24 protein-coding genes and 1 tRNA gene are annotated in these 24,873 nt (G+C 72.0%); 16 read left to right on the top strand and 9 right to left on the bottom strand.

Annotation, left to right across the window (positions count from 1 at the left end; all coding sequences use genetic code 11):
* Nucleotides 1-68: 68 nt before the first annotated feature.
* The 7 genes from AC07F3_RS29960 to AC07F3_RS29930 all read left to right on the top strand — a co-directional run bounded on the left by AC07F3_RS29960 (nucleotide 69) and on the right by AC07F3_RS29930 (nucleotide 7,464).
* Nucleotides 69-1,718 (top strand): TlrC/CarA/OleB/SrmB family ABC-F type ribosomal protection protein, encoded by a 1,650-nt coding sequence (locus tag AC07F3_RS29960; protein ID WP_479117537.1) that lies wholly within the window; start codon nucleotides 69-71, stop codon nucleotides 1,716-1,718.
* Between the two features lie 46 nt (nucleotides 1,719-1,764).
* Nucleotides 1,765-2,883, top strand: a complete 1,119-nt coding sequence (locus AC07F3_RS29955; protein ID WP_479117536.1) for an MFS transporter — start codon at nucleotides 1,765-1,767, stop codon at nucleotides 2,881-2,883.
* Nucleotides 2,880-5,180 carry a molybdopterin oxidoreductase family protein gene (locus AC07F3_RS29950; RefSeq protein WP_479117535.1) on the top strand — a complete coding sequence of 767 codons (2,301 nt, stop codon included), beginning with the start codon at nucleotides 2,880-2,882 and terminating at the stop codon, nucleotides 5,178-5,180. The genes AC07F3_RS29955 and AC07F3_RS29950 overlap by 4 nt, the downstream gene beginning before the upstream one ends.
* Nucleotides 5,181-5,186: 6 nt before the next feature.
* On the top strand, nucleotides 5,187-5,843 hold the full coding sequence (locus AC07F3_RS29945) for a 4Fe-4S dicluster domain-containing protein (RefSeq protein WP_479117534.1): 657 nt from the start codon (nucleotides 5,187-5,189) through the stop codon (nucleotides 5,841-5,843).
* Nucleotides 5,840-6,550: a QcrA and Rieske domain-containing protein gene (locus AC07F3_RS29940; protein ID WP_479117533.1), complete on the top strand. Its 711-nt coding sequence runs from the start codon at nucleotides 5,840-5,842 to the stop codon at nucleotides 6,548-6,550. The genes AC07F3_RS29945 and AC07F3_RS29940 overlap by 4 nt, the downstream gene beginning before the upstream one ends.
* Nucleotides 6,547-7,041 (top strand): hypothetical protein, encoded by a 495-nt coding sequence (locus AC07F3_RS29935; RefSeq protein ID WP_479117532.1) that lies wholly within the window; start codon nucleotides 6,547-6,549, stop codon nucleotides 7,039-7,041. Before AC07F3_RS29940 ends, AC07F3_RS29935 begins: the two co-directional genes overlap by 4 nt.
* A gap of 219 nt (nucleotides 7,042-7,260) precedes the next feature.
* Nucleotides 7,261-7,464: a hypothetical protein gene (locus AC07F3_RS29930; protein WP_479117531.1), complete on the top strand. Its 204-nt coding sequence runs from the start codon at nucleotides 7,261-7,263 to the stop codon at nucleotides 7,462-7,464.
* Nucleotides 7,465-7,480: 16 nt separating this feature from the next.
* Here the strand turns inward: AC07F3_RS29930 and mscL are convergent, their stop codons facing one another.
* The 6 genes from mscL to AC07F3_RS29900 form a co-directional block, all read right to left on the bottom strand.
* Nucleotides 7,481-7,912 carry a large conductance mechanosensitive channel protein MscL gene (gene mscL, locus AC07F3_RS29925; protein ID WP_479117640.1) on the bottom strand — a complete coding sequence of 144 codons (432 nt, stop codon included), beginning with the start codon at nucleotides 7,910-7,912 and terminating at the stop codon, nucleotides 7,481-7,483.
* A gap of 147 nt (nucleotides 7,913-8,059) precedes the next feature.
* Complete coding sequence (locus tag AC07F3_RS29920) at nucleotides 8,060-8,623, bottom strand: hypothetical protein (RefSeq protein WP_479117530.1); 564 nt, start codon at nucleotides 8,621-8,623, stop codon at nucleotides 8,060-8,062.
* 438 nt (nucleotides 8,624-9,061) lie between these two features.
* Nucleotides 9,062-9,895, bottom strand: a complete 834-nt coding sequence (locus AC07F3_RS29915) for an S-methyl-5'-thioadenosine phosphorylase (RefSeq protein WP_479117529.1) — start codon at nucleotides 9,893-9,895, stop codon at nucleotides 9,062-9,064.
* 74 nt (nucleotides 9,896-9,969) lie between these two features.
* Nucleotides 9,970-10,281 carry an FmdB family zinc ribbon protein gene (locus tag AC07F3_RS29910; RefSeq protein ID WP_479117528.1) on the bottom strand — a complete coding sequence of 104 codons (312 nt, stop codon included), beginning with the start codon at nucleotides 10,279-10,281 and terminating at the stop codon, nucleotides 9,970-9,972.
* A 68-nt stretch (nucleotides 10,282-10,349) separates the two neighbouring features.
* Nucleotides 10,350-11,621 carry an MFS transporter gene (locus AC07F3_RS29905; RefSeq protein ID WP_479117527.1) on the bottom strand — a complete coding sequence of 424 codons (1,272 nt, stop codon included), beginning with the start codon at nucleotides 11,619-11,621 and terminating at the stop codon, nucleotides 10,350-10,352.
* 295 nt (nucleotides 11,622-11,916) lie between these two features.
* Nucleotides 11,917-13,479: a potassium/proton antiporter gene (locus tag AC07F3_RS29900; RefSeq protein WP_479117526.1), complete on the bottom strand. Its 1,563-nt coding sequence runs from the start codon at nucleotides 13,477-13,479 to the stop codon at nucleotides 11,917-11,919.
* Nucleotides 13,480-13,738: 259 nt separating this feature from the next.
* On the opposite strand from AC07F3_RS29900, the gene AC07F3_RS29895 reads away from it, so the two are divergent.
* Entirely contained in the window at nucleotides 13,739-16,492 is a 2,754-nt protein-coding gene (locus tag AC07F3_RS29895; protein ID WP_479117525.1) for a penicillin acylase family protein, read from the top strand.
* Nucleotides 16,493-16,501: 9 nt separating this feature from the next.
* Here the strand turns inward: AC07F3_RS29895 and AC07F3_RS29890 are convergent, their stop codons facing one another.
* Nucleotides 16,502-17,095, bottom strand: coding sequence for a 5-formyltetrahydrofolate cyclo-ligase (locus AC07F3_RS29890; RefSeq protein ID WP_479117524.1), 594 nt, complete (start codon nucleotides 17,093-17,095; stop codon nucleotides 16,502-16,504).
* A 94-nt stretch (nucleotides 17,096-17,189) separates the two neighbouring features.
* Between AC07F3_RS29890 and galU the strand changes: the two genes are divergently transcribed.
* The 7 genes from galU to AC07F3_RS29855 all read left to right on the top strand — a co-directional run bounded on the left by galU (nucleotide 17,190) and on the right by AC07F3_RS29855 (nucleotide 22,572).
* Nucleotides 17,190-18,092 (top strand): UTP--glucose-1-phosphate uridylyltransferase GalU, encoded by a 903-nt coding sequence (gene galU / locus AC07F3_RS29885; RefSeq protein ID WP_479117523.1) that lies wholly within the window; start codon nucleotides 17,190-17,192, stop codon nucleotides 18,090-18,092.
* 6 nt (nucleotides 18,093-18,098) lie between these two features.
* Nucleotides 18,099-19,400: a molybdotransferase-like divisome protein Glp gene (gene glp / locus AC07F3_RS29880; RefSeq protein WP_479117522.1), complete on the top strand. Its 1,302-nt coding sequence runs from the start codon at nucleotides 18,099-18,101 to the stop codon at nucleotides 19,398-19,400.
* Nucleotides 19,401-19,459: 59 nt separating this feature from the next.
* Complete coding sequence (moaC, locus tag AC07F3_RS29875) at nucleotides 19,460-19,957, top strand: cyclic pyranopterin monophosphate synthase MoaC (protein WP_479117521.1); 498 nt, start codon at nucleotides 19,460-19,462, stop codon at nucleotides 19,955-19,957.
* A gap of 95 nt (nucleotides 19,958-20,052) precedes the next feature.
* The gene (locus tag AC07F3_RS29870; RefSeq protein ID WP_479117639.1) at nucleotides 20,053-20,559 is read left to right on the top strand and encodes a MogA/MoaB family molybdenum cofactor biosynthesis protein; all 507 of its coding nucleotides are present in this window, start codon (nucleotides 20,053-20,055) and stop codon (nucleotides 20,557-20,559) included.
* The gene (locus AC07F3_RS29865) at nucleotides 20,556-21,182 is read left to right on the top strand and encodes a GNAT family N-acetyltransferase (RefSeq protein WP_114039236.1); all 627 of its coding nucleotides are present in this window, start codon (nucleotides 20,556-20,558) and stop codon (nucleotides 21,180-21,182) included. Before AC07F3_RS29870 ends, AC07F3_RS29865 begins: the two co-directional genes overlap by 4 nt.
* A 152-nt stretch (nucleotides 21,183-21,334) precedes the next feature.
* Nucleotides 21,335-22,423: a divisome protein SepX/GlpR gene (gene sepX / locus AC07F3_RS29860; RefSeq protein ID WP_479117520.1), complete on the top strand. Its 1,089-nt coding sequence runs from the start codon at nucleotides 21,335-21,337 to the stop codon at nucleotides 22,421-22,423.
* Between the two features lie 75 nt (nucleotides 22,424-22,498).
* Nucleotides 22,499-22,572, top strand: a tRNA-Ala gene (locus AC07F3_RS29855).
* Between the two features lie 87 nt (nucleotides 22,573-22,659).
* On the opposite strand, the gene AC07F3_RS29850 is transcribed toward AC07F3_RS29855, so the two are convergent.
* Nucleotides 22,660-23,145 (bottom strand): GNAT family N-acetyltransferase, encoded by a 486-nt coding sequence (locus AC07F3_RS29850; RefSeq protein ID WP_479117519.1) that lies wholly within the window; start codon nucleotides 23,143-23,145, stop codon nucleotides 22,660-22,662.
* A gap of 58 nt (nucleotides 23,146-23,203) precedes the next feature.
* Between AC07F3_RS29850 and AC07F3_RS29845 the strand changes: the two genes are divergently transcribed.
* On the top strand, nucleotides 23,204-24,007 hold the full coding sequence (locus tag AC07F3_RS29845) for an exodeoxyribonuclease III (protein WP_479117518.1): 804 nt from the start codon (nucleotides 23,204-23,206) through the stop codon (nucleotides 24,005-24,007).
* Nucleotides 24,008-24,025: 18 nt separating this feature from the next.
* Here AC07F3_RS29845 and AC07F3_RS29840 read toward each other — a convergent pair whose 3' ends face one another.
* Entirely contained in the window at nucleotides 24,026-24,646 is a 621-nt protein-coding gene (locus AC07F3_RS29840; RefSeq protein ID WP_479117638.1) for a MerR family transcriptional regulator, read from the bottom strand.
* Nucleotides 24,647-24,873: the final 227 nt, after the last annotated feature.

Genomic DNA, 24,873 nt, shown 5'->3' with positions numbered 1-24,873 from the left:
GTTCCGGCCTGCGCGGATGCGTCCATCCGCCCGTTCCTTCCGGCCCGGCCGAGAACAGGGGACTGCCCATGCCTGCCGCACAACTCTCGCTCCACCACGTCACCCGCCGATACGACGACCGCCTCGTGCTCGACGATGTCTCGTTCACCGTCAAACCCGGAGAGAAGGCCGGCGTCATCGGCGACAACGGGGCCGGAAAGACGACCCTGTTGCGTCTGCTCTCGGGGCAGGACCGCCCCGACAACGGCGAGCTGACCGTGACCGCGCCCGGCGGCACCGGTTATCTCGCCCAGTCGCTCGCGCTGCCTCCCGGGGCCACGGTCCAGGACGCGGTGGACGTGTCCCTGGCGGACCTGCGCGACCTCGAAGCCCGGATCCGCCACGCCGAAGCCGCGCTGGACGGCCCGGCCGGACCCGAACTCACGGCCGCGCTGGACGCATATGCCCGCCTTGTCGCCCGCTACGAGGCGCGCGGCGGGTACGGGGCCGAGGCCCGGGTCGACATCGCCCTGCACGGGCTCGGCCTGCCCCACCTCGAACGGGACCGGCCGCTCGGCAGTCTCTCCGGCGGCGAGCGTTCCCGTCTTGCGCTGGCCGCCACGCTCGCGTCCCAGCCGGAACTGCTCCTGCTCGACGAGCCGACCAACGACCTCGACGACCAGGCCGTGGCCTGGCTGGAGACGCGTCTTCGGTCCCACCGCGGCACGCTCCTGGCGGTCACCCACGACCGCGTGTTCCTGGAGCGGGTCACCACCACGATCCTGGAGGTCGCCGAGGGCAAGGTGTCCCGCTACGGCGACGGCTACGGCGGATACCTGTCCGCCAAGGCCGCCGAGCGCCGCGGGCGGCTGCGGCAGTACCACGACTGGTGCGCCGAACTGGCCCGCAGCAAACGGCTCGCCGCCACCAACGCATCCCGCCTGGAGGCGATCCCGCAGAAGCTGCCGTTCGCCGTGTTCGGCCACGGTGGCTTCCGTGCCCGCACCCGGGGCCACGGAGCGATGGGCCGGATCCGCAACGCCAAGGAGCGCGTCGTACGCCTCACGGACAACCCCGTGGCCGCCCCGCCCGACCCGCTGGTCTTCACCGCCCGGCTCGCCACCGCCACGTCGGACGAGCCGCGGACCGCCGCCGAACTCACCGGAGTCCGGGTCGCGGGCCGGCTGTCCGTACCGGAGCTGCGGATCGGGTCCCGCGAACGCCTGCTGGTCACCGGCCCCAACGGCGCGGGCAAGACCACCCTCATGCGGATCCTGGCCCACGAACTCGTCCCCGACGAGGGCACCGTCCGCACCCGCGGCCGGGTCGGCCACCTGCGCCAGGAGGAAACGCCCTGGCCCGCGGCCCTCACCCTTCCGCAGGCCTTCGCCCACGGGCGGGCCGGAGACCTTGACGCCCACACCGACCACCTCCTCTCTCTTGGTCTGTTCAGCCCCGCCGACCTGCGCCTCAAGGTCGGCGAACTCTCCTACGGACAACGCCGACGTATCGAACTGGCCCGCCTGGTCAGCGACCCCGTCGACCTGTTGCTCCTGGACGAGCCCACCAACCACCTCTCCCCGGCCCTGGTCGAGGAACTGGAAGGAGCCCTCGCCGACTACCCGGGCGCCGTGGTGGTCGTCACCCACGACCGCCGTCTGCGCGCCCGCTTCTCCGGCACCCACATCGAACTCGCCGACGGCCGGATCACCCCGGAGCCCTGTGACTCACCCCGTTGAGCGCTAAAACAGGTAAAAAGGGATGAAATCTCCCTACCGTGGCAGGGTGAGCGAGCCACCCGCACCTCCCGCCGCAGCACCGGACGCGTCCGCCCGGGGAGTGCCGCCCCCCGGGGCGGCCGCCCCCGCCGGGCGCGCCCCGCGTCCGGTGGCACCGCGCGCTGCGCTGGCCGGTACCGCCGTCTCCGTCCTGTTGATCCTGGCCATCGTGTTCGGCAGCCGCCTGCTCAAGGACTTCGACTCCGCGCTCCTTCCCTACGCGGTCGCCACCGTGTTCCTGGCCTTCGGTGTCGCCTACCGCTACACCGTGTGGATCTCCTCTCCCGGCGCCCGCCGGCTGTTCAGGCAGGGCTGGCGCAGCCTGTTCTCGGCGGCCAACTTCCGCCGGGCACCCACCGCCCTGCCGAAGATGATCGCCACGTATCTGGGCTTCCAGAAGTTCCTCGGCGCCCGCTCGCACGCACGCTGGGCGGCCCACCAGCTGATCTTCTGGGGCTGTGTCCTGGCCGCGGCCATCACCTTTCCGCTGACCTGGGGCTGGTTCACCTTCACCTCCGCGTCCGGCTCGGGCCCCGGCTATGAGATGCGGATCTGGGGGCTGAAGGTCCTCGGCTTCGACTCGCTGAGCTTCGTCGGCTGGCTGATGTTCCACGGCCTGGACATCGCCGCCGTCCTGGTGATCCCCGGAGCCTCGTACTTCCTGTGGCGGCGGATGAAGGACCGCGGGGCCATCACGGGCCAGCGCTTCGCCTACGACCTCGTCCCGCTGATCGCGCTGATCGTCATCTCCGTGACGGGCCTCCTCCTCACCTTCTCGTCGATCTTCCTGCACGGCGGCGGCTACCAGTTCCTCGCGGTGCTGCACATGGTGTCGGTGGTGTTCACCCTCATCTACATCCCGTTCGGGAAGTTCTTCCACATCGTGCAGCGGCCCGCCGCGGTCGGCATGCAGCTCTTCAAGTACACGGCCCGCCAGGACGAACGGGTCTTCGCGTGCAAGCGCTGCGGCGAGCCGATCGACACCGCCCCGTACGTCGAGAACCTCCAGGGCACCATGCGCGACCTGAAGCTCGACTTCGACGCCTGGGCCGCGTACTGCCCGCGCTGCAAGCGGGTCCTGCGCGGCGCCGCCTACCTCAGCCACGTCAAGAAGGGCTTCAAGTGAGCAGCGCCCCCCTCCCGCTCGACCCTTCGATCGCGCCGCCCGGCACCCGCAACTTCCGGGACGCGGGCGGCATCCCGGCCGACCAGTGGCACGCCGACCAGAACGGCGAGACCCTCGTGCCCACCCACTGCTGCTTCTGCGGGGTGCAGTGCGGCATGTATCTCCGGGTCGACCGCGCGGGCAAGGTGTTCGGCGTCGAGCCCCGCAACCACGACATCAACCGGATGCGGCTCTGCCCCAAGGGCATCAACGCCTACCAGCAGGTCAACCACCCCGACCGGCTGACCGCCCCGCTGATGCGCCGCACCCGCGACGAGCCGTTCCGCGAGGTCTCCTGGGAGGAGGCCCTCGACTTCACGGTCGCCGAGATCCGCCGCATCCAGGGAGACCACGGCAACGACGCCTTCGGGCTGCTCGGCGGGGCGAGCCTGTTCTCCGAGAAGACGTACCTGGTCGGCAAGTTCGGCCGGGTCGCGCTCAAGACGCGGCACGTCGACTACAACGGCCGTCTGTGCATGGTGTCCGCCGCCGGTGCCAACAAGCTCGCCTTCGGCATCGACCGGGCGGGCAACCCGTTCTCCGACATCCTGCTCACCGACTGCCTGCTGATCGCCGGTTCCAACGTCGGGGAGTGCTTCCCCGTGATGACCCAGTACCTGTGGGGCGCGCGGGACCGGGGCGCGAGCCTGATCGTGGTCGACCCGCGCGAGACGGCCATCGCCCGCACCGCCGACATCCACGTCGCGCTGCGGCCCGGCACCGACGCCGCGTTCTTCAACGCCGTACTGAACGTGGTCATCGAGGAGAACCTCGTCGACCAGGAGTTCGTCGCCGAGCACACCACCGGCTGGGACGAGGTGTGCGCCGCCGTCGCCTCCTGCACCCCCGAGGTGGCCGCCGAGATCTGCGGGATCCCCGCCTCCCAGGTCGTCCAGGTGGCCCGGGCCTTCGCGGGCGCCCGCCGGGCGATGGCCTGGCACGCCCGGGGCATCGAGCACCATTCGCAGGGCGTCGAGAACTGCCTGACCGTCATCAACCTCTGCGCGGCCACCGGCCACCTCGGCAAGCCCGGCGCCGGGTACGGCACCATCACCGGGCAGGGCAACGGGCAGGGCGGACGGGAGCACGGGCAGAAGTCCGACCTGCTGCCCGGCGGGCGGTCCATCTCGAACCCCGAACACCGGCGGCAGATCTGCGAGATCTGGGGCATCGAGGAGTCCGAACTGCCGCCCGCGGGCACCTCGATGATGGAAATGGTCTGGCAGATGCAACGCCGCGAGATCCGCGGCCTGATCGGCGTCTGCAACAACCCGTTCGTCTCCCTTCCCAACTACGCGACGGTGAAGGACGGTTACGACACCCTGGAGTTCCACGCTCAATTCGACTTCTTCCTCTCCGAGACCGCGGCCAACGCGCATGTCGTGTTTCCGGTCACCACCTGGGCCGAGGACGAGGGCGTGATGGCCAACGCCGAGGCCCGGGTGGTCAAGCACAACAAGGCGCAGGAGCCGCCCGCCGGTGTGCGCACCGACACGTGGGTGATGTGCCAGCTCGCCCAACGCCTCGGCGTGGGCGACAAGTTCGCGTATCCGGGCTCGCGCGAGGTGTTCGAGGAGCTGCGGATCGCGTCGGCCGGAACGGTCAACGACTACTACGGCATCACGTACGAGCGCCTGGAGGAGACCGGCGGTATCGCCTGGCCCTGCCCCTCCACCGACCATCCGGGCACGCCCCGCCTGTTCGAGGGCGGCCGCACCTTCCATCCGGACGGCAAGGTCCATCTGCAGGCCGTCGAGTGGCATCCGCCGATGGACCCGTACGACGAGGAGCATCCGATGTCGCTGACCACGGGCCGCACCGTGGCGCACTTCCTGTCCGGCAACCAGACCCGCCGGCTCGGCGCGCTCGTCGAGCAGACCCCGCGCCCGTGGGTGGAGGTCCACCCCTCGCACGGGTTCCGCAACGGCGACCCGGTCCGGGTGGTGACCCGGCGCGGCAGCGAGGTCTTCCCCGCCCTGGTCACCGCGGCCATCCGCCCCGACACGGTGTTCATCCCGTACCACTGGCCGGTCCCGACGGCCGCCAACGCGCTCACCATCGACGCCCTCGACCCCCGCTCCAAGATCCCCGAGTACAAGGTGTGTGCCTGCCGTATCGAGGCCGCCGAGCGCATCGACGAGGTGCCTGCGCCGCCGACCGCGCCGGGCCACGAGGCGTACCCGGCGACGCAGGTCTCGCGCACCGACCCGCTGCCGCCCACCTCCCCGCAGGGCCGGGGCACCGCGGAGAGGGGCTGAGCACCCATGATGGGCAGAACGATCTTCATCGACCCGGGGCGCTGCATCGGCTGCCAGGCCTGTGTGTCCGCCTGCCGCGAGTGCGACTCGCACCGCGGCAAGTCCATGATCCATCTCGATTATCCCGACGAGGGTCATTCCGTCGCCTCCCTTCCGACCGTCTGCATGCACTGCGAGGACCCGGTCGCCCCGTGTGCCGAGGTGTGTCCCGCCGACGCGATCCTGGTGACCGCGGACGGCGTGGTGCAGCAGGCCGACACCACCCGCTGCATCGGCTGTGCGAACTGCGTCAACGCCTGCCCCTTCGGCGTACCGAAGATCGACCTCCAGGCGAAGCTCCAAATGAAGTGCAACCTCTGCTACGACCGCACCGCCTACGGCCTGGCTCCCATGTGCGCCACGGTCTGCCCGACCGGAGCGCTGTTCTACGGAACGGTCGAGGAGCTCCGTGCCGAGCGCCCCGGCGTCCAGGTCGCCGACTCCTTCACGTTCGGCGACGTCGTCGTCTCCACCGGCGTGGCCATGGTCGTCCCCGCCGACAAGGTCGAGTGGCCGGTGCCGGGCGGCCTCCCGATCGTCGAGGTGAACGGAAGAGCCGTGAACGAAGCCAACTCCGACCAGGGCGGTGCTCGACGGGCGGGCGGGAAGGACGACACCCGATGAGCGTCACCGACCAGCACCCCGCTCCCGACCCCGGCGCGGACGCCGCCCAGGCCGCCCTCCACGACCGCATCGCCGCCGGCTCCCTCACCACCCGCCGCGACTACCTCCGCATCGTCGCGACCGTCTCGGGCGGCCTCGCCGTCGGCGGGGTCGCGGTGGCCGGGGGAGTGCTGCACCGGCACGGCGACAGCGACGCCCCGCCCGACGCCAAGCGCGTGGCGGCCGCGCTCGCTCCCGGCGAGTCCCTCGCCTTCCGCTTCCCGGGCGAGGACGACCGCGCGGTCGCCGTCCGCCTCAAGGACGGCACCCTCGTCGGCTACTCCGCGGTCTGTACGCACCTGGCCTGCGGGGTGCTGTGGCGCGAGGACCGCGGCGCCGAGGGCGAGCTGTACTGCCCCTGCCACGAAGGGGTCTTCGACGCCCGCACCGGCGAGGTGACCGCCGGGCCGCCGCCGCGACCGCTGCCCAAGGTGCTCCTTGTCGAGGAGCCCGACGGCAGCGTCTGGGCGGTGGCCACGGCGCGCTCCGGCGAGAGCGTCAAGGACGCCATGTGCCGCCAGTTCGCCGACACCCGCCCCGACCTGGCGGCCCGCCTCGGCTGCCCCGGCGCGAACGCCAAGCCGAATGCCGAGACCAACGCGGGGGCCAAGGGCGAGTCCAACGCCGCGAGGGGCGACGTGAGGGCCGAGGGGAGTGAGCGGACATGAGCACGGAAGGGAACGCGTTCCCCGGCGGCTCGGGCGGAACCTCGGGGCCGCGCGGCACCCAGGGCGGTGCTGCGGCTCCGGGGCCCGGCGGCACCCAGGGCGGCGGTGCGGCTCCGCGATACGGCGAGGGTCCCGGGGCGTCCCCGCGGCCCTCGTACACTCCCGGCTCCGCCCAGCCCCGGCTCAACCGGCCGGTCCACGAGCGCTACCCGCAGATCCGCGCGACGAGCGGCTACGGCGACCCCCGGATCCGGCACACCGGGCCCGGCCCCGGCGCGGGCAGCGAGCAGGAGCCGGAGCGCTCCTCGAAACTGACGGCCCGCCTCACCCTGGCGATCACCGTGGTCATCGGCCAGCTCTGGGGTCTGACGGTGGTGGTCAACGAGTGGATGCGGGGCGACACCGGCACCGCCTGGTGGGGTGCGGGCTTCCTCGTCCTGTCGTTCTTGGTCGTCCTGGGCCTCTGGCTGCTGGACGCGAAGGACCGCTGATCCCCCGGAACCGGACGCGGGCTCGCGTCCCGAGCCCGCGAGGGCCTCTGGTCCCCCGGAACCGAACGCGGGGCCAGCGCCCCGTGCCCGGCGCACGAGCGCCGCTGATGCCCCCGTACCGGAGCCCGGCACCCGGTCCGCGAGGACCGCTGGTCCCCCGGCGCGAGCGCCCCGCGCCCGAGCCGTGAGGGCCGTTGTCGCTCGCCGTACCCTGGACGTATGAGTACCGCCCCCGCCCCCGGACCGCGCGACCGGGAACCGGCGCCCCAGCAGCAGGCCAAGCCGACGCTGGTCTTCGACGATCCGCTGGACCAGCAGTCGGCGGACGACACGGATCGCGGGTGGGGCGAGCGGCCCGCGTCCGCGGGCAGCGCCGCCGACCTGGCGCGCTTCCTCGACGAGAAGCCGCCCCACCACATCTGAGCGGCGCGCGGCGGAGCTAGGGCTGTGCGGGCCCCGAGCCGCGCTGGGCGACCAGCACGTCGCGGATCTCCTTGAGCACTTCCAGCTCGCTGATCTCCATCGTCTCGCGCACGCCCTCCTTCGCCTTGTCCTGCCGGGCCCGCCGGGCCAGGAACTTGGCCATCGGCAGCACCATCAGGAAGTACACGACGGCCGCCGTGATGAGGAAGCTCAGCAGCGCGCTCAGCACTCCGCCCCAGGCGATCTGGATGCCGGAGTCGGCCGTGCAGGGGCCCTTCAGGCAGGAGGTGTAGCTCTCCAGGTCCTTGGTGCCGAACGCGCCGACCAGAGGGTTGATCACGCCCTTCACGACCGAGTTCACGACGCTGGTGAACGCGGCGCCGATCACCACGGCCACGGCCAGGTCGATCACGTTCCCGCGCATCAGGAAGGCCTTGAAGCCGGCCATGACGCCTGTCTTCTCCTCGGTCACCAATGAACCCTTCTTCGCGTGTGCAGGGGGTGGAGCGAACTCCTGCGCCACCTTGGACAGCGCGGGGTCGCACTGTCCAATCCGCGCACGCGAATTGGGTACGCGCCCGTTCGCCCGTGCGAATCAGCACAGCGTCACCGCCAGCCGGGAGGTCGTGCCCGCCCCGGCCAGCACCCTGGCGGTCTCGCGCGGCACGGCGAGGACGACGAGCGCGCCGGACTCCGGAGAGACTCCCCGCGTGTCCGGAACTCCCGTGACCCGGGCGTCCGTTGCCACCACACGGGCCTCGTCGCCGTGCGCCGAGGGCGAGTTGGCGGAGGCGATCACATCGATCCGGTCGCCGGGCTTCAACAGGCGTACGGTCTCCGCGTCCGCGATCCGTACCGGCGCCGACACCACGGCGGGCGGCCGCGCGGGCCCGCGTTCCCGCGGTGCCGGGGCCGCGACCGGGTGCGGACGCTCCGCCGCCTGCGGGCTGGAGACGGCGAGGGCCGCCGCCGTGACGGCGAGGCCCGCGGCCATGGCGCGCCGCCGCTTGCGCAGGGTGCGCCGCAGTCCGTGCTTGCCGCCGCGCACCCGCAGCGGCGGGAAGACCGGCACCGCGCCGGGCTCCGGAGCGGGCACGGGCGGCAGGAAGGGGAGCGGACGGGGAGCGGGGGAGGCGGCTGACGCGGGGGCTGCTGACATGGGATCACTGCCGATCGTGAGGAGCCTGTGCTGCTCGGACGCTCCTCACGATCCCGTGTCCCGCCGAATCGCGTCGGGGCCTGTGGACCATCCCCCGCCTGTGAACAACTCGCTCACCCGCAAGGGTTGTTCAGCCCTCCCTACCCCGGCGGCCTGCGGGCCCCGGCGAGGCCGAAAGGCTCCTGCCCCGGCGGCCTGCGGGCTCCGCCGAGGGCGAAAGGCTCCTGCCCCGGCGGCCTGCGGACCCCGGCGAGGCCGAAAGGCTCCCGCCCCGGCGGCCTGCGGGCCCCGGCAAGGCGAAAGGCTCCCACCCGCGGCCTGCGGACCCCGGCGAGGCCGAAAGGCTCCGGCCCCCGCGGGGCGCGGGCCCCGGCAAGGCGAAAGGCTCCTGCCCCGGCAGGGCGCGGGCCCAGGCCGAAAGGGCCGGAGGCCCGCCGGTCACGGCAGTTCGATGCCGAGGTCCCAGCCGTCGTGCGCGTGGGTGCACAGGCAGTCCCGGTCCTCGCCCGCCGGAAGGGCCGCGATCGCGTCGAAGAGCACCTCGCGCAGGCGCGCCACGTTCTCCCCGAAGACCCGCAGGACCTCGGTGTGCGAGACGCCCTCGCCCGTCTCCGCGCCCGCGTCCAGGTCGGTGACCAGGGACAACGACGTGTAGCAGAGCCCCAGTTCGCGGGCGAGGACGGCCTCGGGGTGACCGGTCATGCCGACCACCGACCAGCCCATCGCCGCGTGCCACGCCGACTCGGCACGGGTGGAGAAGCGGGGGCCCTCGATCACGACCATCGTGCCGCCGTCGACGGCCTGCCAGCCGCGCCCGTCGGCCGCGGTCAGCGCGGCCTTGCGGCCGTTGGGGCAGTACGGGTCGGCGAACGTGGTGTGCACGACGTTGGGAACCGTGCCGTCCGGCAGGGGCAGCCCGTCGAAGAAGGTCTGGACGCGCGCCTTCGTACGGTCCACCAGCTGGTCCGGCACGAGCAGCGTGCCCGGCCCGTACTCCTGGCGCAGCCCGCCCACCGCGCACGGCCCGAGCACCTGGCGCACGCCGACCGAGCGCAGCGCCCACAGGTTGGCCCGGTAGTTGATGCGGTGCGGGGGCAGGTGGTGGCCGCGGCCGTGGCGGGGCAGGAAGGCCACCTCGCGGCCCGCGACCTCGCCCAGGAAGAGGGAGTCGCTGGGGGAGCCGTAGGGGGTGTCCACCTGGACCTCGGTGACGTCCTCGAGGAACGAGTAGAACCCCGAGCCGCCGATGACGCCGATCTCTGCGTTAACCATGCCGGTCACACTAACCGGGGGCGGGTACGCCGGAACCCCCGCCGTCGGGGGCGGGGGTTCGGGGTGAAATCGGGTCAGGCGGCCGGGCTGGCGCTCGACGAGGCCGAGCCGGAGCTCGACGCCGACGCGGCGGGCTTGGCGTCCGAGCTCGACGAGCCGGTCGACTTCGGCGCCGAGGACGACGACGCGGGCGAGCTGCTCGACGACGCGCCGCGGCTGTCATTGCGGTAGAAGCCGGAGCCCTTGAAGACGATGCCGACCGCCGAGAACACCTTCTTCAGGCGTCCGTCGCAGTTCGGGCATACGGTCAGGGCGTCATCGGTGAACTTCTGCACCGCCTCGAGGCCCTCGCCGCACTCGGTGCACTGGTACTGGTAGGTCGGCACTTGTCTTCCTCCTGGCACTCTCACTCGATGAGTGCTAACGACGGTCCATAGTGACGTATTCCCCGGGATCAGTCCACCGTGACGGGGACACGGTGACCGACGCCACGCGCCACGGTACGTGTCGCCGGGCGCGGGGCGAGCCGGGAGCGCAGGGCGAGCAGCGTGACCAGGGCCAGCGCCGTGCCCGCCATCGGCACCAGGAATCCGGCGGTCGAACCGTGGGCGTCGGTCAGCCGGCCGGCGACCGTGACGGCGGCGGCCTGGCCCAGCGCGACCGCGCCCGTCAGCCAGGTGAACGCCTCGGTGCGGGAGGTGGCCGGGACCAGCGTCTCGACCAGCGTGTAGCCGGTGATCAGGGCCGGGGCGATGCACAGGCCGACGATCAGGCCGAGGCCGCCGAGCAGCAGCGCGGAGTGCGCGGCCCACAGTCCGGAGGCCGCCAGGGTCAGCGCCGCGTAGCCGGCGATCAGCCGGGTGCGAGGCGCGGACTTCCAGGCGATGGCGCCGCAGGCGATGCCCGCCAGCATGTTGCCGGCGGCGAAGATGCCGTAGAGGACGCCGTTGATGCCGGGGTTGCCGATCTCTTCGGCGAACGCGGTGAGCGAGACCTGCATGCCGCCGAAGACCGCGCCGATGCCGAGGAAGGCCATCGCCAGGACGCGTACGCCCGGGATGGACAGCGCGGAGGTGTGCTCGCCCTGCTCGCGTTCGGCGGCGCTGCGGACCGGCGGCTGGGTGCCGCGCCGGGCCGCGAACAGGAGGCCGCCGACGAGGGTCAGCGACGCCTCGGCGATCAGTCCGGCCGCCGGGTGCACGCTGGTGCACAGGGCGGTCGCGAGGACCGGGCCGATGACGAAGGTGAACTCGTCCGTCACGGACTCGAAGGCCGCGGCGGTCGCCATCAGGGGCGAGCCGTCGAGCTTGCTGGCCCAGCGGGCCCGCACCATGGGGCCGACCTGCGGCACCGAGGCGCCGGTGGGCACGGCCGCGAGGAACAGCGCCCACAGGGGGGCGCCGGCCAGCGCGAGGGCGGTCAGCGCGGAGACGGAGGCCGCGTGCACGAGGACGCCGGGCACCAGCACCGCGCGCTGCCCGAAGCGGTCGGCGAGCTTGCCGCTCTGCGGGGCGAACAGCGCCATGGACACGCCGGTGAAGGCGGCCACCGCGCCGGCGCCGCCGTAGGAGCCGGTGGTGTGCTGGACGAGCAGGAGGATGCCGATGGTGAGCATCGCGAAGGGCTGCCGGGCCGCGAAGCCGGGCAGGAGGAAGGACAGTGCGCCGGGTGTGCGCAGAAGCTGCCCGTAACCGGGCCGCTTGTCAGAAGTGACCGTGGATGCCACGGCCCCTTGCCTTTCTGCCGCCTGGTAGCGCGCCCCATGCACAGATCTGTGGGTGCGGGCGTTGCCGAGAGCTGTCCTCTTGCGCGGAACTGCGGTAGATGCCGGGGGCTGCTGCGGGGAGCTCCCGACCGCCATACGGTCGCGCCAGCTCTGCGTCAGGCAGAGTTGGTCGATCAGTGGTGTGCCTTCATGATACAGAGCTTTGGCACTCCGTGCCTATGAATCCGCACGGAGTGCCGAGTTTAGGCCTCTGTTTATTCGGCCGTCATGCGGCTTAACACGGGCGCCACCAGGGTTAACCCGCCGTTCGTCCGGTCTTCGCCTTGCGGGGCGCCTCGTTCGCCGCTCCACCGGTGCCCAGCCAGCCCGCGAGCTTGCCGCCCTGGCCGACCGCCCGCAGCCGGGACTCGGCCGCGTCGCGCACCGGATCGGTGGCGACCACCAGGAGCTCGTCGCCCTGGCGCAGCACGGTGGTGGGTCCCGGCACGAAGCTCTTGCCGTCACGCACGACCAGGGTGACGGCGGCGCCGGACGGCATCCTGAGCTCGTGCACCTCGACGCCGTGCATCTTCGACTTCGGCGGTATGGCCACGGACAGCAGATGGCCGCGCAGCCGCTCCAGGGGAGCCGATTCGACGCCCAGGTCGGCGGCCTCGTCGGCATCGGAGAGCTGGAGCTTGCGGGCCAGCCACGGCAGCGTCGGGCCCTGGATGAGGGTGTAGACGACGACCAGGATGAAGACGATGTTGAAGACCTTCTCGCTGCCCTCGATCCCGGAGACCATAGGGATCGTGGCGAGGATGATGGGCACCGCGCCACGCAGGCCCGCCCACGACATCAGGGCCTTCTCCTGCCACGGCATCCTGAACGGCAGCAGGCTGAGCAGCACCTCCAGGGGCCGCGCGACCATCGTCAGGACGAGGCCGATGATCACGGCGGGCCAGAAGTCGACGCCCAGGTTGTGCGGGGTGACCAGCAGGCCGAGCAGGACGAACATGCCGATCTGGGCGATCCAGCCGAGCCCGTCCGCGAAGCCCCGGGTGGCGGGCCAGTGCGGCAGCTTGGCGTTGCCGAGCACCATGGAGGCGAGGTAGACGGCGAGGAATCCGGAGCCGTGGGCCATCGCGCCGGCCGCGTAGGCGGACACGGCGATCGCCATGACCGCGATCGGGTAGAGGCCGGAGGCGGGCAGCGCCACGTGGCGCAGTCCGAACGCGCCGAGCCAGCCCACCGCGAGCCCGATCGAGGCGCCGATGGCGAGCTCCAGGGCTATCTTCCCGACCAGCAGGTACCAGGAGTCGACCGGTCCCGGCGTGGAGAAGGCGACGACCAGGATCACCACGGGGGCGTCGTTGAAGCCGGACTCGGCCTCCAGGACGCCGGTGACGCGCGAGGGCAGCGGCACCTTGCGCAGCACCGAGAAGACGGCCGCGGCATCGGTGGAGGACACCACCGCGCCGATGATGAGCGCCTGCCGCCATTCCAGGCCCACCAGATAGTGCGCGCCCGCCGCCGTGACGCCCACGCTCACCGCGACGCCGGCGAGCGACAGCACGACGGCCGCCGGCAACGCCGGTTTGATCTCCTTCCACTTGGTGCCCAGGCCGCCTTCGGCCAGGATCACCACGAGTGCGGCATAGCCGATCACCTGCGTCAGTTCCGCATCGCTGAACTTGACGTGGAAGATGCCGTCCTGCCCGATCGCGATCCCGATGCCGAGATACAGGAGCAGGCTGGGGAGCCCGCTGCGCGAGGAGATGCGCACCGCCGCGACGGCGATGAGCAGGACGAGCGAGCAGATGAGCAGGAGTTCGTTGAGCTGGTGGACAGTCAGTGGCCGATCCTTCCCCTCAGGCACCGTCGAGGCACCCCATGAAAATCGTGCATCCCTTTGCGCCGGGTGCGCATCCGGGGACCCCTGGGGCAGACCTGGTGAAACGTTCCGTCGCCCAAGGTACTTCGTTACCTTACCTAATCTTTGACGCTTTCTTTACGCGCGGGCTCCTGTGGGCGACGTCCCGGCGGGCGAACGGCGACACCGCGTCAGGGGCTGTCAGCGGCTGCGCCTATGGTTGCTCCCAGCACTCCTGGACCACCCTGCCCCTCGAAGGACAGCGATGCCCGCCACCACAACCGCCCCTTCCGCCGGTACGACGGCCGGCAAGACGAGCAGGAAGAGGGGACGCCGCCTGAGGCTGTTCGTCCTCGTCCTGGTGCTGGCGCTGGTCGCGGGCGTCGCCTACGGCGCGTACTGGGGAGTGAGCACCGTGCGCGCCTCCTTCCCGCAGACCACCGGCACCATCAAGCTGCCGGGCCTGCACGGTCAGGTCGAGGTCAAGCGCGACGACTACGGCGTCCCGCAGATCTACGCCGACAACGACGCCGACCTCTTCATGGCCCAGGGCTACGTCCAGGCGCAGGACCGGTTCTACGAGATGGACGTCCGGCGCCACATGACGTCGGGCCGGCTCTCGGAGATGTTCGGCAGCGGCCAGGTCGACACCGACGCCTTCCTGCGCACCCTGGGCTGGCGCAAGGTCGCGCAGCAGGAGTACGACACCAAGCTGACGCCCGCCACGAAGAAGTACCTCCAGTCGTACGCGGCGGGCGTGAACGCGTACCTGAAGGGCAAGGACGGCAAGGACATCTCCGTCGAGTACGCGGCCCTCGGCTTCACCAACGACTACAAGCCGGAGGCCTGGTCGCCGGTCGACTCGGTGGCCTGGCTCAAGGCGATGGCCTGGGACCTGCGCGGCAACATGCAGGACGAGATCGACCGGTCGCTGATGACCAGCCGGCTCAGCCCGAAGCAGATCAACGACCTGTACCCGGCCTACCCGTCCGCGACCCACCGCCCCATCGTCGACGAGGGCTCGTACAACAAGGCGACCGGCAAGTTCGACCCCACGCGCGCCGCCACGAGCTCCGACGGGACCTCGGGCACCGCCCTGGGCGCGGTCCAGGGCATGCAGAGCCAGCTCTCGGCGCTCTCCGACACCCTGGACAAGATCCCGGCGCTGCTCGGCCCGAACGGCAGCGGGATCGGCTCCAACTCCTGGGTGGTGTCGGGCCAGTACACGACGACCGGCATGCCGCTGCTCGCCAACGACCCGCACCTCGCGCCGATGATGCCCTCGCTCTGGTACCAGATGGGCCTGCACTGCCGGACGGTCTCCAGCGCGTGCTCCTACGACGTGGCGGGTTACACCTTCTCCGGGATGCCCGGCGTGGTCATCGGCCACAACCAGGACGTCTCCTGGGGCTTCACCAACCTCGGCGCCGACGTGACCGACCTTTACCTGGAGAAGATCTCCGGCTCCAACTACCTGTACGACGACAAGGAGACGCCGCTCGCCACGCGCGAGGAGGTCATCAAGGTGGCCGGCGGATCCAGCAAGACCATCACGATCCGCGAGACCAACAACGGCCCGCTGATCTCCGACCGCGACGACGAGCTGGAGAAGGTCGGCCAGAAGGCGCCCGTCAACTCCGCGGCCCCCGACCGGGGCAGCGGCTACGCGGTCGCCCTGAGGTGGACGGCGCTCGACCCCGGCAAGTCCATGGACGCCGTCTTCGAGCTGAACCGCGCCAACGACTTCAAGTCGTTCCGGGCCGCCGCCAAGGACTTCGAGGTCCCCTCCCAGAACCTGATCTACGCCGACACCAAGGGCAACATCGGCTACCAGGCCCCGGGCAGGATCCCGGTGCGCGCCGAGGGCGTCGACGGCACCATGCCCGCCCCGGGCTGGGACTCGAAGTACACGTGGAAGAAGAACTACGTTCCCTTCGACGCGCTGCCCTACGAGTACAACCCCAAGCGCGGCTTCATCGTCACCGCCAACCAGGCCGTGATCGACGAGAAGAAGTACCCGTACCTGATCACCAAGGACTGGGGCTACGGCACCCGCAGCCAGCGGATCAACGACCTCATCGAGTCGAAGATCAAGGGCGGCGGGAAGATCTCCACCGAGGACATGCAGAAGATGCAGATGGACAACAGCAGCGAGATCGCCGCGCTGCTGACGCCCGCTCTGCTGAAGATCGACGTGACGGACCCCTCCGTCCGCGAGGCGCAGAAGCTCCTCGAGGGCTGGGACTACACCCAGGAGAACGACTCGGCGGCCGCCGCCTACTTCAACTCGGTGTGGCGCAACGTCCTGAAGCTGGCGTTCGGCAACAAGCTGCCCAAGGAGCTGCGGCCCAAGGGCGAGTGCCTGTACGTGACGCCGCCGGCCGGCACGGGTCCGGTCGACGACCCGAACCAGAAGGTCCAGGAGTGCGGCGAGCGCGACGGCGACTCGGCGCAGCCCGACGGCGGCGACCGCTGGTTCGAGGTCGTCCGCAAGATCTTCAACGACCAGAACAACACCTGGTGGCAGTCGCCCGCGACGCGTCTGGACAAGGCGACCACCACCCGCGACCAGCTGCTCGCCCGGGCCATGAAGGACGCCCGCTGGGAGCTGACCGCCAAGCTCGGCAAGGACACCACGACCTGGAGCTGGGGCCGGCTGCACCAGCTGATGCTGAAGAACCAGACCCTCGGCAAGGAGGGCCCCGGTTTCCTCCAGTACGTCCTCAACCGCGGCCCGTGGAACCTGGGCGGCGGCGAGGCCGCGGTCAACGCCACCGGCTGGAACGCGGCGAGCGGCGACTACGGCGTCACCTGGGTCCCCTCGATGCGGATGGTCGTCAACCTCAAGGACTTCGACAAGTCCAAGTGGATCAACCTCACCGGCGCCTCGGGCCACGCCTACAGCGCGCACTACTCCGACCAGACGGAGAAGTGGGCCAAGGGCGACCTGCTCGACTGGTCGTTCAGCGGCAAGGCGGTCGACGGGGCGACCGTCGACACGCTGAAGCTCACGCCGTAGAGCGGGCCTTCACACGCCGAAGCGCGTCACCCCGTAGGGGGTGACGACAGCCTGCACGGGGTGGTCGTGCGGTTCCTCCGGGACCCGCGCGACCACCTCGTTCGCGTACAGGAGCACCACCAGGGCGGGCGCGTTCCCCGACGCCTCCACCCGGGCCAGCACCCGGTCGTAGGAGCCGCCGCCCCGGCCGAGCCGCATCCCGCGCGCGTCCACGGCGAGGCCCGGCAGCAGCACCGCGTCGGCTGCGGTCACGGCGTCCGGGCCGAGCCGTTCGCCGTCCGGTTCGAGCAGCCCGCGCCCGGCCGGAACCAGGTGCCCGGGGCCCGCGTAGAGGGCCCAGTCCAGGTCGTTGTCCGCGAGCAGCACCGGCAGCAGCACCCGTACGCCCCGTGCGTGCAGGGCGTGGACGAGGGCGCGGGTGCCGGGCTCGCCGCCCACCGAGATGTACGCGGCCACCGTGCGGGCCGCCGCGAGTTCGGGCAGGGCGAGGGCCCGGTCGGCGAGCGCCAGGGCCGCCGCGCGCCGCTCCTCGTCCGGCCGCCGCCTCCTGGCGTCGAGCAGGCTGCGCCGCAAGAGGGCCTTTTCGGCCGCGTGATCACTCACCGTGTCTCTGCAATCCCCATCAAATGCGCGGGTAAGAGAGCGAATTCACCGGCGGAACATCCTCCGCACATACGCAGCGGATAGGGTGCCCCGCATGACTCAGTCGCCCCCACGGATCACCAAGGCTGTCATCCCCGCGGCCGGGCTCGGTACCCGGTTCCTTCCGGCCACCAAGGCCACGCCGAAGGAAATGCTGCCGGTGGTGGACAAGCCGGCCATTCAGTACGTGGTGGAGGAGGCGGTGGCGGCGGGCCTCTCCGACGTCCTGATGGTGACCGGCCGCAACAAGCGTCCTCTGGAGGACCACTTCGACCGGAACTACGAGCTGGAGTCGGCGCTGACCCGCAAGGGCGACGCCAACCGGCTCGCCAAGGTCCAGGAGTCCAGCGACCTGGCGACCATGCACTACGTACGCCAGGGCGACCCGCGGGGCCTCGGCCACGCGGTGCTGTGCGCGGCCCCGCACGTGGGCAGCCAGCCCTTCGCGGTGCTCCTCGGCGACGACCTGATCGACGCCCGTGACCAGCTCCTCTCGCGGATGGTGGAGATCCAGGAGCACGAGGGCGGCAGCGTCATCGCGCTCATGGAGGTCGATCCCGAGCAGATCCACCTCTACGGCTGCGCGGCCGTCGAAACCACCGCCGAGAGTGACGTCGTGCGCGTCACCGGGCTGGTCGAGAAGCCCGAGGCCGCCGAGGCCCCGTCCAACCTCGCCGTGATCGGCCGCTACGTCCTGGACCCGGCGGTCTTCGACGTGCTGCGCACCACCGAGCCCGGCCGCGGTGGCGAGATCCAGCTCACCGACGCCCTCCAGCAGCTGGCCGCGGACGAGACGATCGGCGGCCCGGTGCACGGCGTCGTCTTCAAGGGCCGCCGCTATGACACCGGTGATCGCGGAGACTATCTGCGAGCCATTGTCAGACTGGCGTGCGAACGTGAGGATCTGGGCCCGGACTTCAAGGCCTGGCTTCGCCGGTACGTCACCGAGGAGATGTAGGCACCCGTGAGCAACACGATCTGGTCGGTGGACGAGCACCTGGACGACATCCTCGCCGCCGTCAGGCCGCTCGAACCGATCGAGCTGCAACTGCCGGACGCCCAGGGCTGCGTCCTCGTCGAGGACGTCACGGTCGCCGTCGCCCTGCCGCCCTTCGACAACAGCTCGATGGACGGCTACGCGGTGCGGGTCGCCGACGTCGCGGGCGCCGGCGAGGAGTTCCCGGCCGTGCTCACCGTCATCGGTGACGTCGCGGCGGGCAGCGGCGAGCTGCCCACCGTGGGACCCGGCCAGGCCGCCCGGATCATGACCGGCGCCCCGCTGCCGCCCGGCGCCGAAGCCGTCGTCCCGGTCGAGTGGACCGACGGCGGGACGGGCCGGGGGGCCGCCACCACCATGCGCCCGGCGGGCGACGCCCCGGAGGGGGCGAGCGGCGAGGTGCGGGTGTACCGCTCCGCCGAGGCCCGCGCCCACGTCCGGGCCCGCGGCAGCGACGTCCAGGTGGGCGACCTCGCCCTCCGGGCGGGCACCGTGCTCGGCCCGCCCCAGATCGGCCTGCTCGCCGCGATCGGCCGCGGCACCGTGACCGTACGGCCGCGCCCGCGCGTGGTGGTGCTCTCCACCGGGAGCGAACTGGTCCAGCCCGGCGAGGCGTTGGGCGAGGGCCAGATCTACGATTCCAACAGCTTCGCGCTCGCCGCGGCCGCCCGGGACGCGGGCGCCATCGCCTACCGGGTCGGCGCGGTCACCGACGACGCGGCGGTCCTGCGCGACACCATCGACGACCAGCTGATCCGCGCCGACCTCCTGGTGACCACCGGCGGGGTCAGCGTCGGGGCGTACGACGTCGTCAAGGAGGCCCTGTCCTCCGTGGGGGACGAGGACGAGCCGGGCAGCGGCATCGACTTCCGCAAGCTGAAGATGCAGCCCGGCAAGCCCCAGGGCTTCGGCTCGATCGGCCCCGACCACACCCCGCTGCTGGCCCTGCCCGGCAACCCGGTCTCCTCCTACGTCTCCTTCGAGCTGTTCGTACGCCCCGCGATCCGCACCCTGATGGGCCTCGACGAGGTGCACCGGCCCACCGTGCGCGCCGTCCTGAAGGCCGACAAGGCGCTGTCCTCGCCCGCCGACCGGCGCCAGTTCCTGCGCGGCAGCCACGACGCGGACGCGGGCACCGTCAGCCCGGTCGGCGGCTCCGGTTCGCACCTGATCGCGGCGCTCGCGCTCGCCGACTGCCTCATCGTGATCCCCGAGGACACCACGTCGGCGGAGCCCGGCAGCGAGGTGGAGGTGATCCTGCTCGGCTGAACGCCGACCGGTGGGGGTACGGTGTCTGCCCACAGAAGCCGTACCGGGAGCGCCACCGAATGAGTACGACGCAAGGCAGGCTCACGCACATCGACGAGGCGGGTGCGGCCCGCATGGTCGACGTCTCGGAGAAGGACGTCACCGCACGCACCGCCCGCGCGAGCGGCCGGGTGCTCGTCTCGCCGCGCGTGGTGGAACTCCTGCGCGGCGAGGGCGTCCCCAAGGGCGACGCCCTGGCCACCGCCCGCATCGCCGGGATCATGGGCGCCAAGCGCACCCCCGACCTCATCCCGCTCTGCCACCCGCTGGCCGTCTCCGGGGTGAAGCTCGACCTGGCGGTCGCCGACGACGCGGTGGAGATCCTCGCGACGGTGCGGACCACCGACCGCACGGGCGTCGAGATGGAGGCGCTGACCGCGGTGTCCGTGGCCGCGCTCACCGTCGTCGACATGGTCAAGGCGGTCGACAAGGCCGCCGTCATCACCGACATCCGGGTCGAGGAGAAGACCGGCGGCAAGTCCGGCGACTGGAACCGGACCGAGGCGGCCGGAGCGTGACGCCCCCTCAGCAGGAACCCGCCGCCGCCCGGCCCCGCCCCGGCCCGCAGGCCGCCACCCCCTTCCCGCGCGGCGGCGAGGGGCTCGGCGAGGCGCTGCTCGCGCCGTACGCCGCGCTGGTCGTCACGGCCTCCAACCGGGCGGCCGCCGGGGTGTACGCGGACAAGGGCGGCCCGCTGCTCGCCGAGGGCCTCACCAGGATCGGCTTCGCGGTGGACGGGCCGCTGGTCGTGCCGGACGGCGACCCGGTCGGGCAGGCGCTGCGGGCCGGGGCGGCCGCCGGGTACGACGTGATCGTCACGACCGGCGGCACCGGCATCTCGCCCACCGACCGGACCCCCGACGCGACCCGGGCCGTCATCGACTACGAGGTCCCCGGCATCCCGGAGGCCATCCGCGCCGAGGGCCTGGCCAAGGTGCCCACCGCCGCCCTCTCGCGGGGTCTGGCCGGGGTCGCGGGCGGCCGCACCCTGATCGTGAACCTGCCGGGCTCCACCGGCGGGGTGCGCGACGGACTGGCCGTTTTGGAGCGGATCCTGACGCACGCCGTCGACCAGCTCCGCGGCGGCGACCACCCGAGACCCGCGGGGAGCCCGAGCTGAACGTTCCTTCCTGGCCGGTCGAGCTGGCGGAGGGCGATGTGGTCCTCCGCCCCATAAAGCTGCGCGACCAACGGGCCTGGCGCGAGGTCAACCGGCGCAACCGCGACTGGCTGCGGCCCTGGGAGGCGACGATCCCGCCGCCCGCGCCCGGCGCCCCGTTCGCGCAGCGCCCCACTTACCGGCAGATGGTCCGCCACCTGCGCGCCGAGGCCAACGCGGGCCGCATGCTGCCGTTCGTCATCGAGTACCAGGGCCGTCTGGTGGGCCAGTTGACGGTCGCCGGGATCACCTGGGGCTCGATGTGCTCGGGCCACGTGGGGTACTGGGTGGACCGCGAGGTGGCGGGCCGGGGCGTCATGCCGACCGCCGTCGCGCTCGCCGTCGACCACTGCTTCCGCGCGGTCGGGCTGCACCGCATGGAGGTGTGCATCCGCCCGGAGAACGCGCCGAGCCGCCGGGTCGTGGAAAAGCTCGGATTCCGCGAGGAGGGGCTGCGCCCGCGCTATCTCCACATCGACGGCGCATGGCGTGATCACCTGGTCTACGCGCTCACCGCCGAGGAAGTCCCCGAGGGGCTCCTCGCCAGGTGGCGGCGGGGGCGCCAGTCCCATCCCGGAAAATGAAATAAACGTTCGAATTCCATCGCGGCCCGGTAGCTCTCTCTCGTCGAACGATCCGAGAAATCACAAAAAAAGCCGGTGATATCAGCCAGATCGTGCGACACACCGGCTCAATTGGCGTATCCCCGCGCGCCCGCCCCTCTACGGTGTGGTGTGTGAGCAGCAGCGGCCTCATCTACGCAGTCATCGTCGGGGCCTGGGCCGCCTACTTGGTGCCGATGTGGCTCCGCAGGCAGGACGAACTCAACGAGGCCCGTCCGACGGAACGCTTCAGCACCGCCATCCGGCTGCTGTCCGGACGGTCGGCCATGGAGCGCCGGTACGCCAAGGAGCTGCGTCAGCGGGCCACCGAGGAGGCAGCGCCCGAGGCGGAACCTGGGACCCCTCCGGACGCCCCGACGGAACCCCTGGCCACCCCCGGGGAGTCCACGGGCGCCCGGCACGTCGTCGTGCCCCCGGCCCGCTCCCAGCGCCCGCCGCGCCAGGAGCCGCAGAGCGAACGCCAGGAGCGTCCGCGCCCCCGCAGCGCCGCCTCCGCGGAGCGGGCCCGGCGCGCCCAGCGCAGCGCGGTGCTCGCCCGGCGCCGGCGCACCACGGTCGTCCTCTTCCTCGCCTTCAGCCTGGGCGCGGTCGTCGCGGCGGTCGGCGGCCTCGGCTTCCTGTGGGCGCCGGCCGTCCCGGCCGCGCTGCTGAGCGCCTACATCGTGCACTTGCGGATCCAGGAGCGGCGGCGCTTCGCCTTCACCATGGACCGCCGGCGCGCCGAGGCCGCGGCCCAGCGGCTGCGCGAGAGCCGGCCGCGCGCCCGGGCCACCGCGCCGGGCATCGAGGCCGACGACGAAGCGGAGTCCCACCAGTGCGCCCCGGTGCCGGAGCCCGCCCCCGCCCCGGCCCTCTCCCCGCAGGAGGCCGGACGGCGCGCGCTGGTCGAGCAGACCGACCACGCCGAGTGGGTCGACCAGCAGCGCGAGCGCGGCCCCGAGCGCGGCGCGAGCTGGGAGCCGGTGCCGGTCCCGCTGCCGACGTACGTCACCGCTCCGGTCGCCCCGCGCGCCACCGGCAGCATCGACCTCGGCGCCCCCGACACCTGGTCCTCGGCCCGCTCCTCCACGGCCGACCCCACGCCCGCCCCGGCCCCCGTCGCCGACCCGCCCCCGCGCCAGCGCACGGGCTCAAGTCGCCGCCGGACCCCGCTCTTCGACCAGTACGCGGACGAGGACCGGCCCCGCGCCGCCAACGAATGACCCCGCTCTCGCTGACCAGCGGGGAACGGATTTCCAAGCACTCCGATCGGGGTGCTAAGGTTTCACTCGTTGCAAGGGCCTGTGGCGCAGTCCGGTAGCGCACCTCGTTCGCATCGAGGGGGTCAGGGGTTCGAATCCCCTCAGGTCCACAACAACGACGGAATCCCGTCCGATCATCACGATCGGGCGGGATTCCCTCGTTTCCGGGGCAGTTGGAGCGGCCGCCGCCGCGGGGGTCAGGAGTTCCCGAGCGGCTTCGCGAAGCAGCGGCTGGTGTCGTACGCGCGGTAGAGGCCGAACTTCTCGCAGGGTTCGTAGCCCGTCGAGGCGTACAGGGTGATGGCCTCGGGCTGCTTGGTGCCGGTCTCCAGGACCATGCGGGTGCGGCCGGCCGCGCGGGCGTCGGCCTCCAGGGCGGCGAGTATGCGGCGGGCCAGGCCCAGGCCCCGGGCCTCGGGGACGACGTACATGCGCTTCAGCTCCGCGTCGCCGTCGCGGTAGTTCTCCTCGTTGGCGTCCTGGGTGCGCCAGCCGCCGGTCGCCACCGGGCGGCCCTCGGCGTCGTACGCGATCAGGTACAGGCCGCGCGGGGGCACGAACATCGCGGCGTCCAGGAACGTGGCGTCGCCCTCGTCCCCGTAGCGCTCGGCGTATTCGAGCTGGACCTGGTCGTTGAGCTTGACGGCGTCGGGGTGGTCGTAGCCCAGTTGGCGAATAAACATGCGAGATAGCGTACTTCTATGCGTCGGCTGGATGGGGCCGGATGGGTAGGGTGCCGGGATGCTCACTGTTACCTCTGTGAATGTAAACGGGCTGCGGGCCGCCGCCAAGAAGGGCTTCGTGGAGTGGCTCGGGGGCAGCGAGGCGGACGTCGTCTGCCTGCAGGAAGTGCGGGCCGAGCCCCACCAGCTGCCTGCCGAGGCGGGCGCCCCGGAGGGCTGGTTCGCCGTGCACGCCCCGGCCGCCGCCAAGGGCCGGGCCGGTGTGTCGCTGCTCACCCGGCGCGAGCCGGACCGGGTGCGGACCGGCTTCGGGAGCGCGGAGTTCGACGGCAGCGGGCGCTACGTCGAGGCGGACCTGCCCGGCGTGACCGTGGCCTCGCTCTACCTTCCCTCCGGCGAGGTCGGCACCGAGCGGCAGGACGAGAAGATCCGCTTCATGACTGAGTTCCTGGAGTACCTGAAGGAGCTGAGGGTGCGGGCCGCCGCCGACGGCCGCGAGGTCGTCGTCTGCGGCGACTGGAACATCGCCCACCAGGAGGCCGACCTCAAGAACTGGAAGGGCAACAAGAAGAACTCCGGGTTCCTGCCCGAGGAGCGCGCCTGGATGTCGCGCGTCTTCGACGCCGCCGACGGCGGTTACGTCGACGTGGTGCGCGCGCTGCACCCGGACGTCGAGGGCCCGTACTCGTGGTGGTCCTACCGGGGCCGCGCCTTCGACAACGACACGGGCTGGCGGATCGACTACCAGGTCACCACGCCCGGCCTCGCCGAGCGGGCCGTGAAGGGGTTCGTGGAGCGGGCCGCGACCCACGGCGAGCGGTGGTCCGACCATGCTCCGGTCACCGTCGTGTACGAGCTCTAGCCGCGCGGGTCGTCCCGCTCAGGGTTCCTGTGTCAGGCGCCGGTCCAGGGCGAGCGACAGTTCCGCGTCCACCACCGCCTTGGCCAGCGGGCGCAGGCGTTCGGTGTCCTGCGCGGAGGCGTGCGTGCGCAGGAGGTCGGTGAACAGGGCGGCCAGCGCGTCGGCGTGCTCGCGCACCTCGCGGCCCGCCGCGAGCACCGCCGCCAGCGGGACGCCCTCGCGGACCAGGGAGGCCGAGACGTCCAGGAGGCGGCGGCTGATGTGGACGATCTCCTCGCCGGAGACGGCCAGGTAGCCGAGGTCCAGCGCCGCCGCCAGGTTCTCGGGCGTCACCTCGCCCGCGAAGTGGTCGGCCAGCGCCTCGGGGGTCAGTCGCACCGGGGTCTCCTCGGTGGGCTCCACCAGGCCGAGCGCCTCGCCCGCGTCGCGGCCGGACTCGAAGGCCGAGGTGAGGTCGGCGATGCCGGACAGCGTGTGGCCGCGCTCCAGGAGCGCCGAGATGGTGCGCAGGCGGGCCAGGTGGTGGTCGTCGTACCAGGCGATGCGGCCCTCGCGGCGCGGCGGCGGGATCAGGCCGCGCTCGCGGTAGAAGCGCAGGGTGCGTTCGGTGATGCCGGCCTTCCGGGCCAGCTCCGACATGCGGTACTCGCGGACACCGCCCGCGGGCTCGCCCCGCCCCGGCGTACCGTTCGCGCGGGCACCCTCACTTGCCTGGTCTTCTGCCACCCCGTCAGCCTATGCGGTGCCCGGCGTCCCGCCGGAGCGAGTTGTACCGCCGGTAACTTTCCCCGCCCGCACCCCTACCGCTCGGTATGTGACTGCTCTACCCTCCCAACAGTGCCAGTGATTGCTGGCAACATTGCGGG

The sequence above is a fragment of the Streptomyces sp. NPDC045846 genome, from assembly GCF_056431605.1.
The sequence above is the reverse complement of the archived record's forward strand: the minus strand, read 5'-3'. Positions and strand labels throughout refer to the sequence as shown.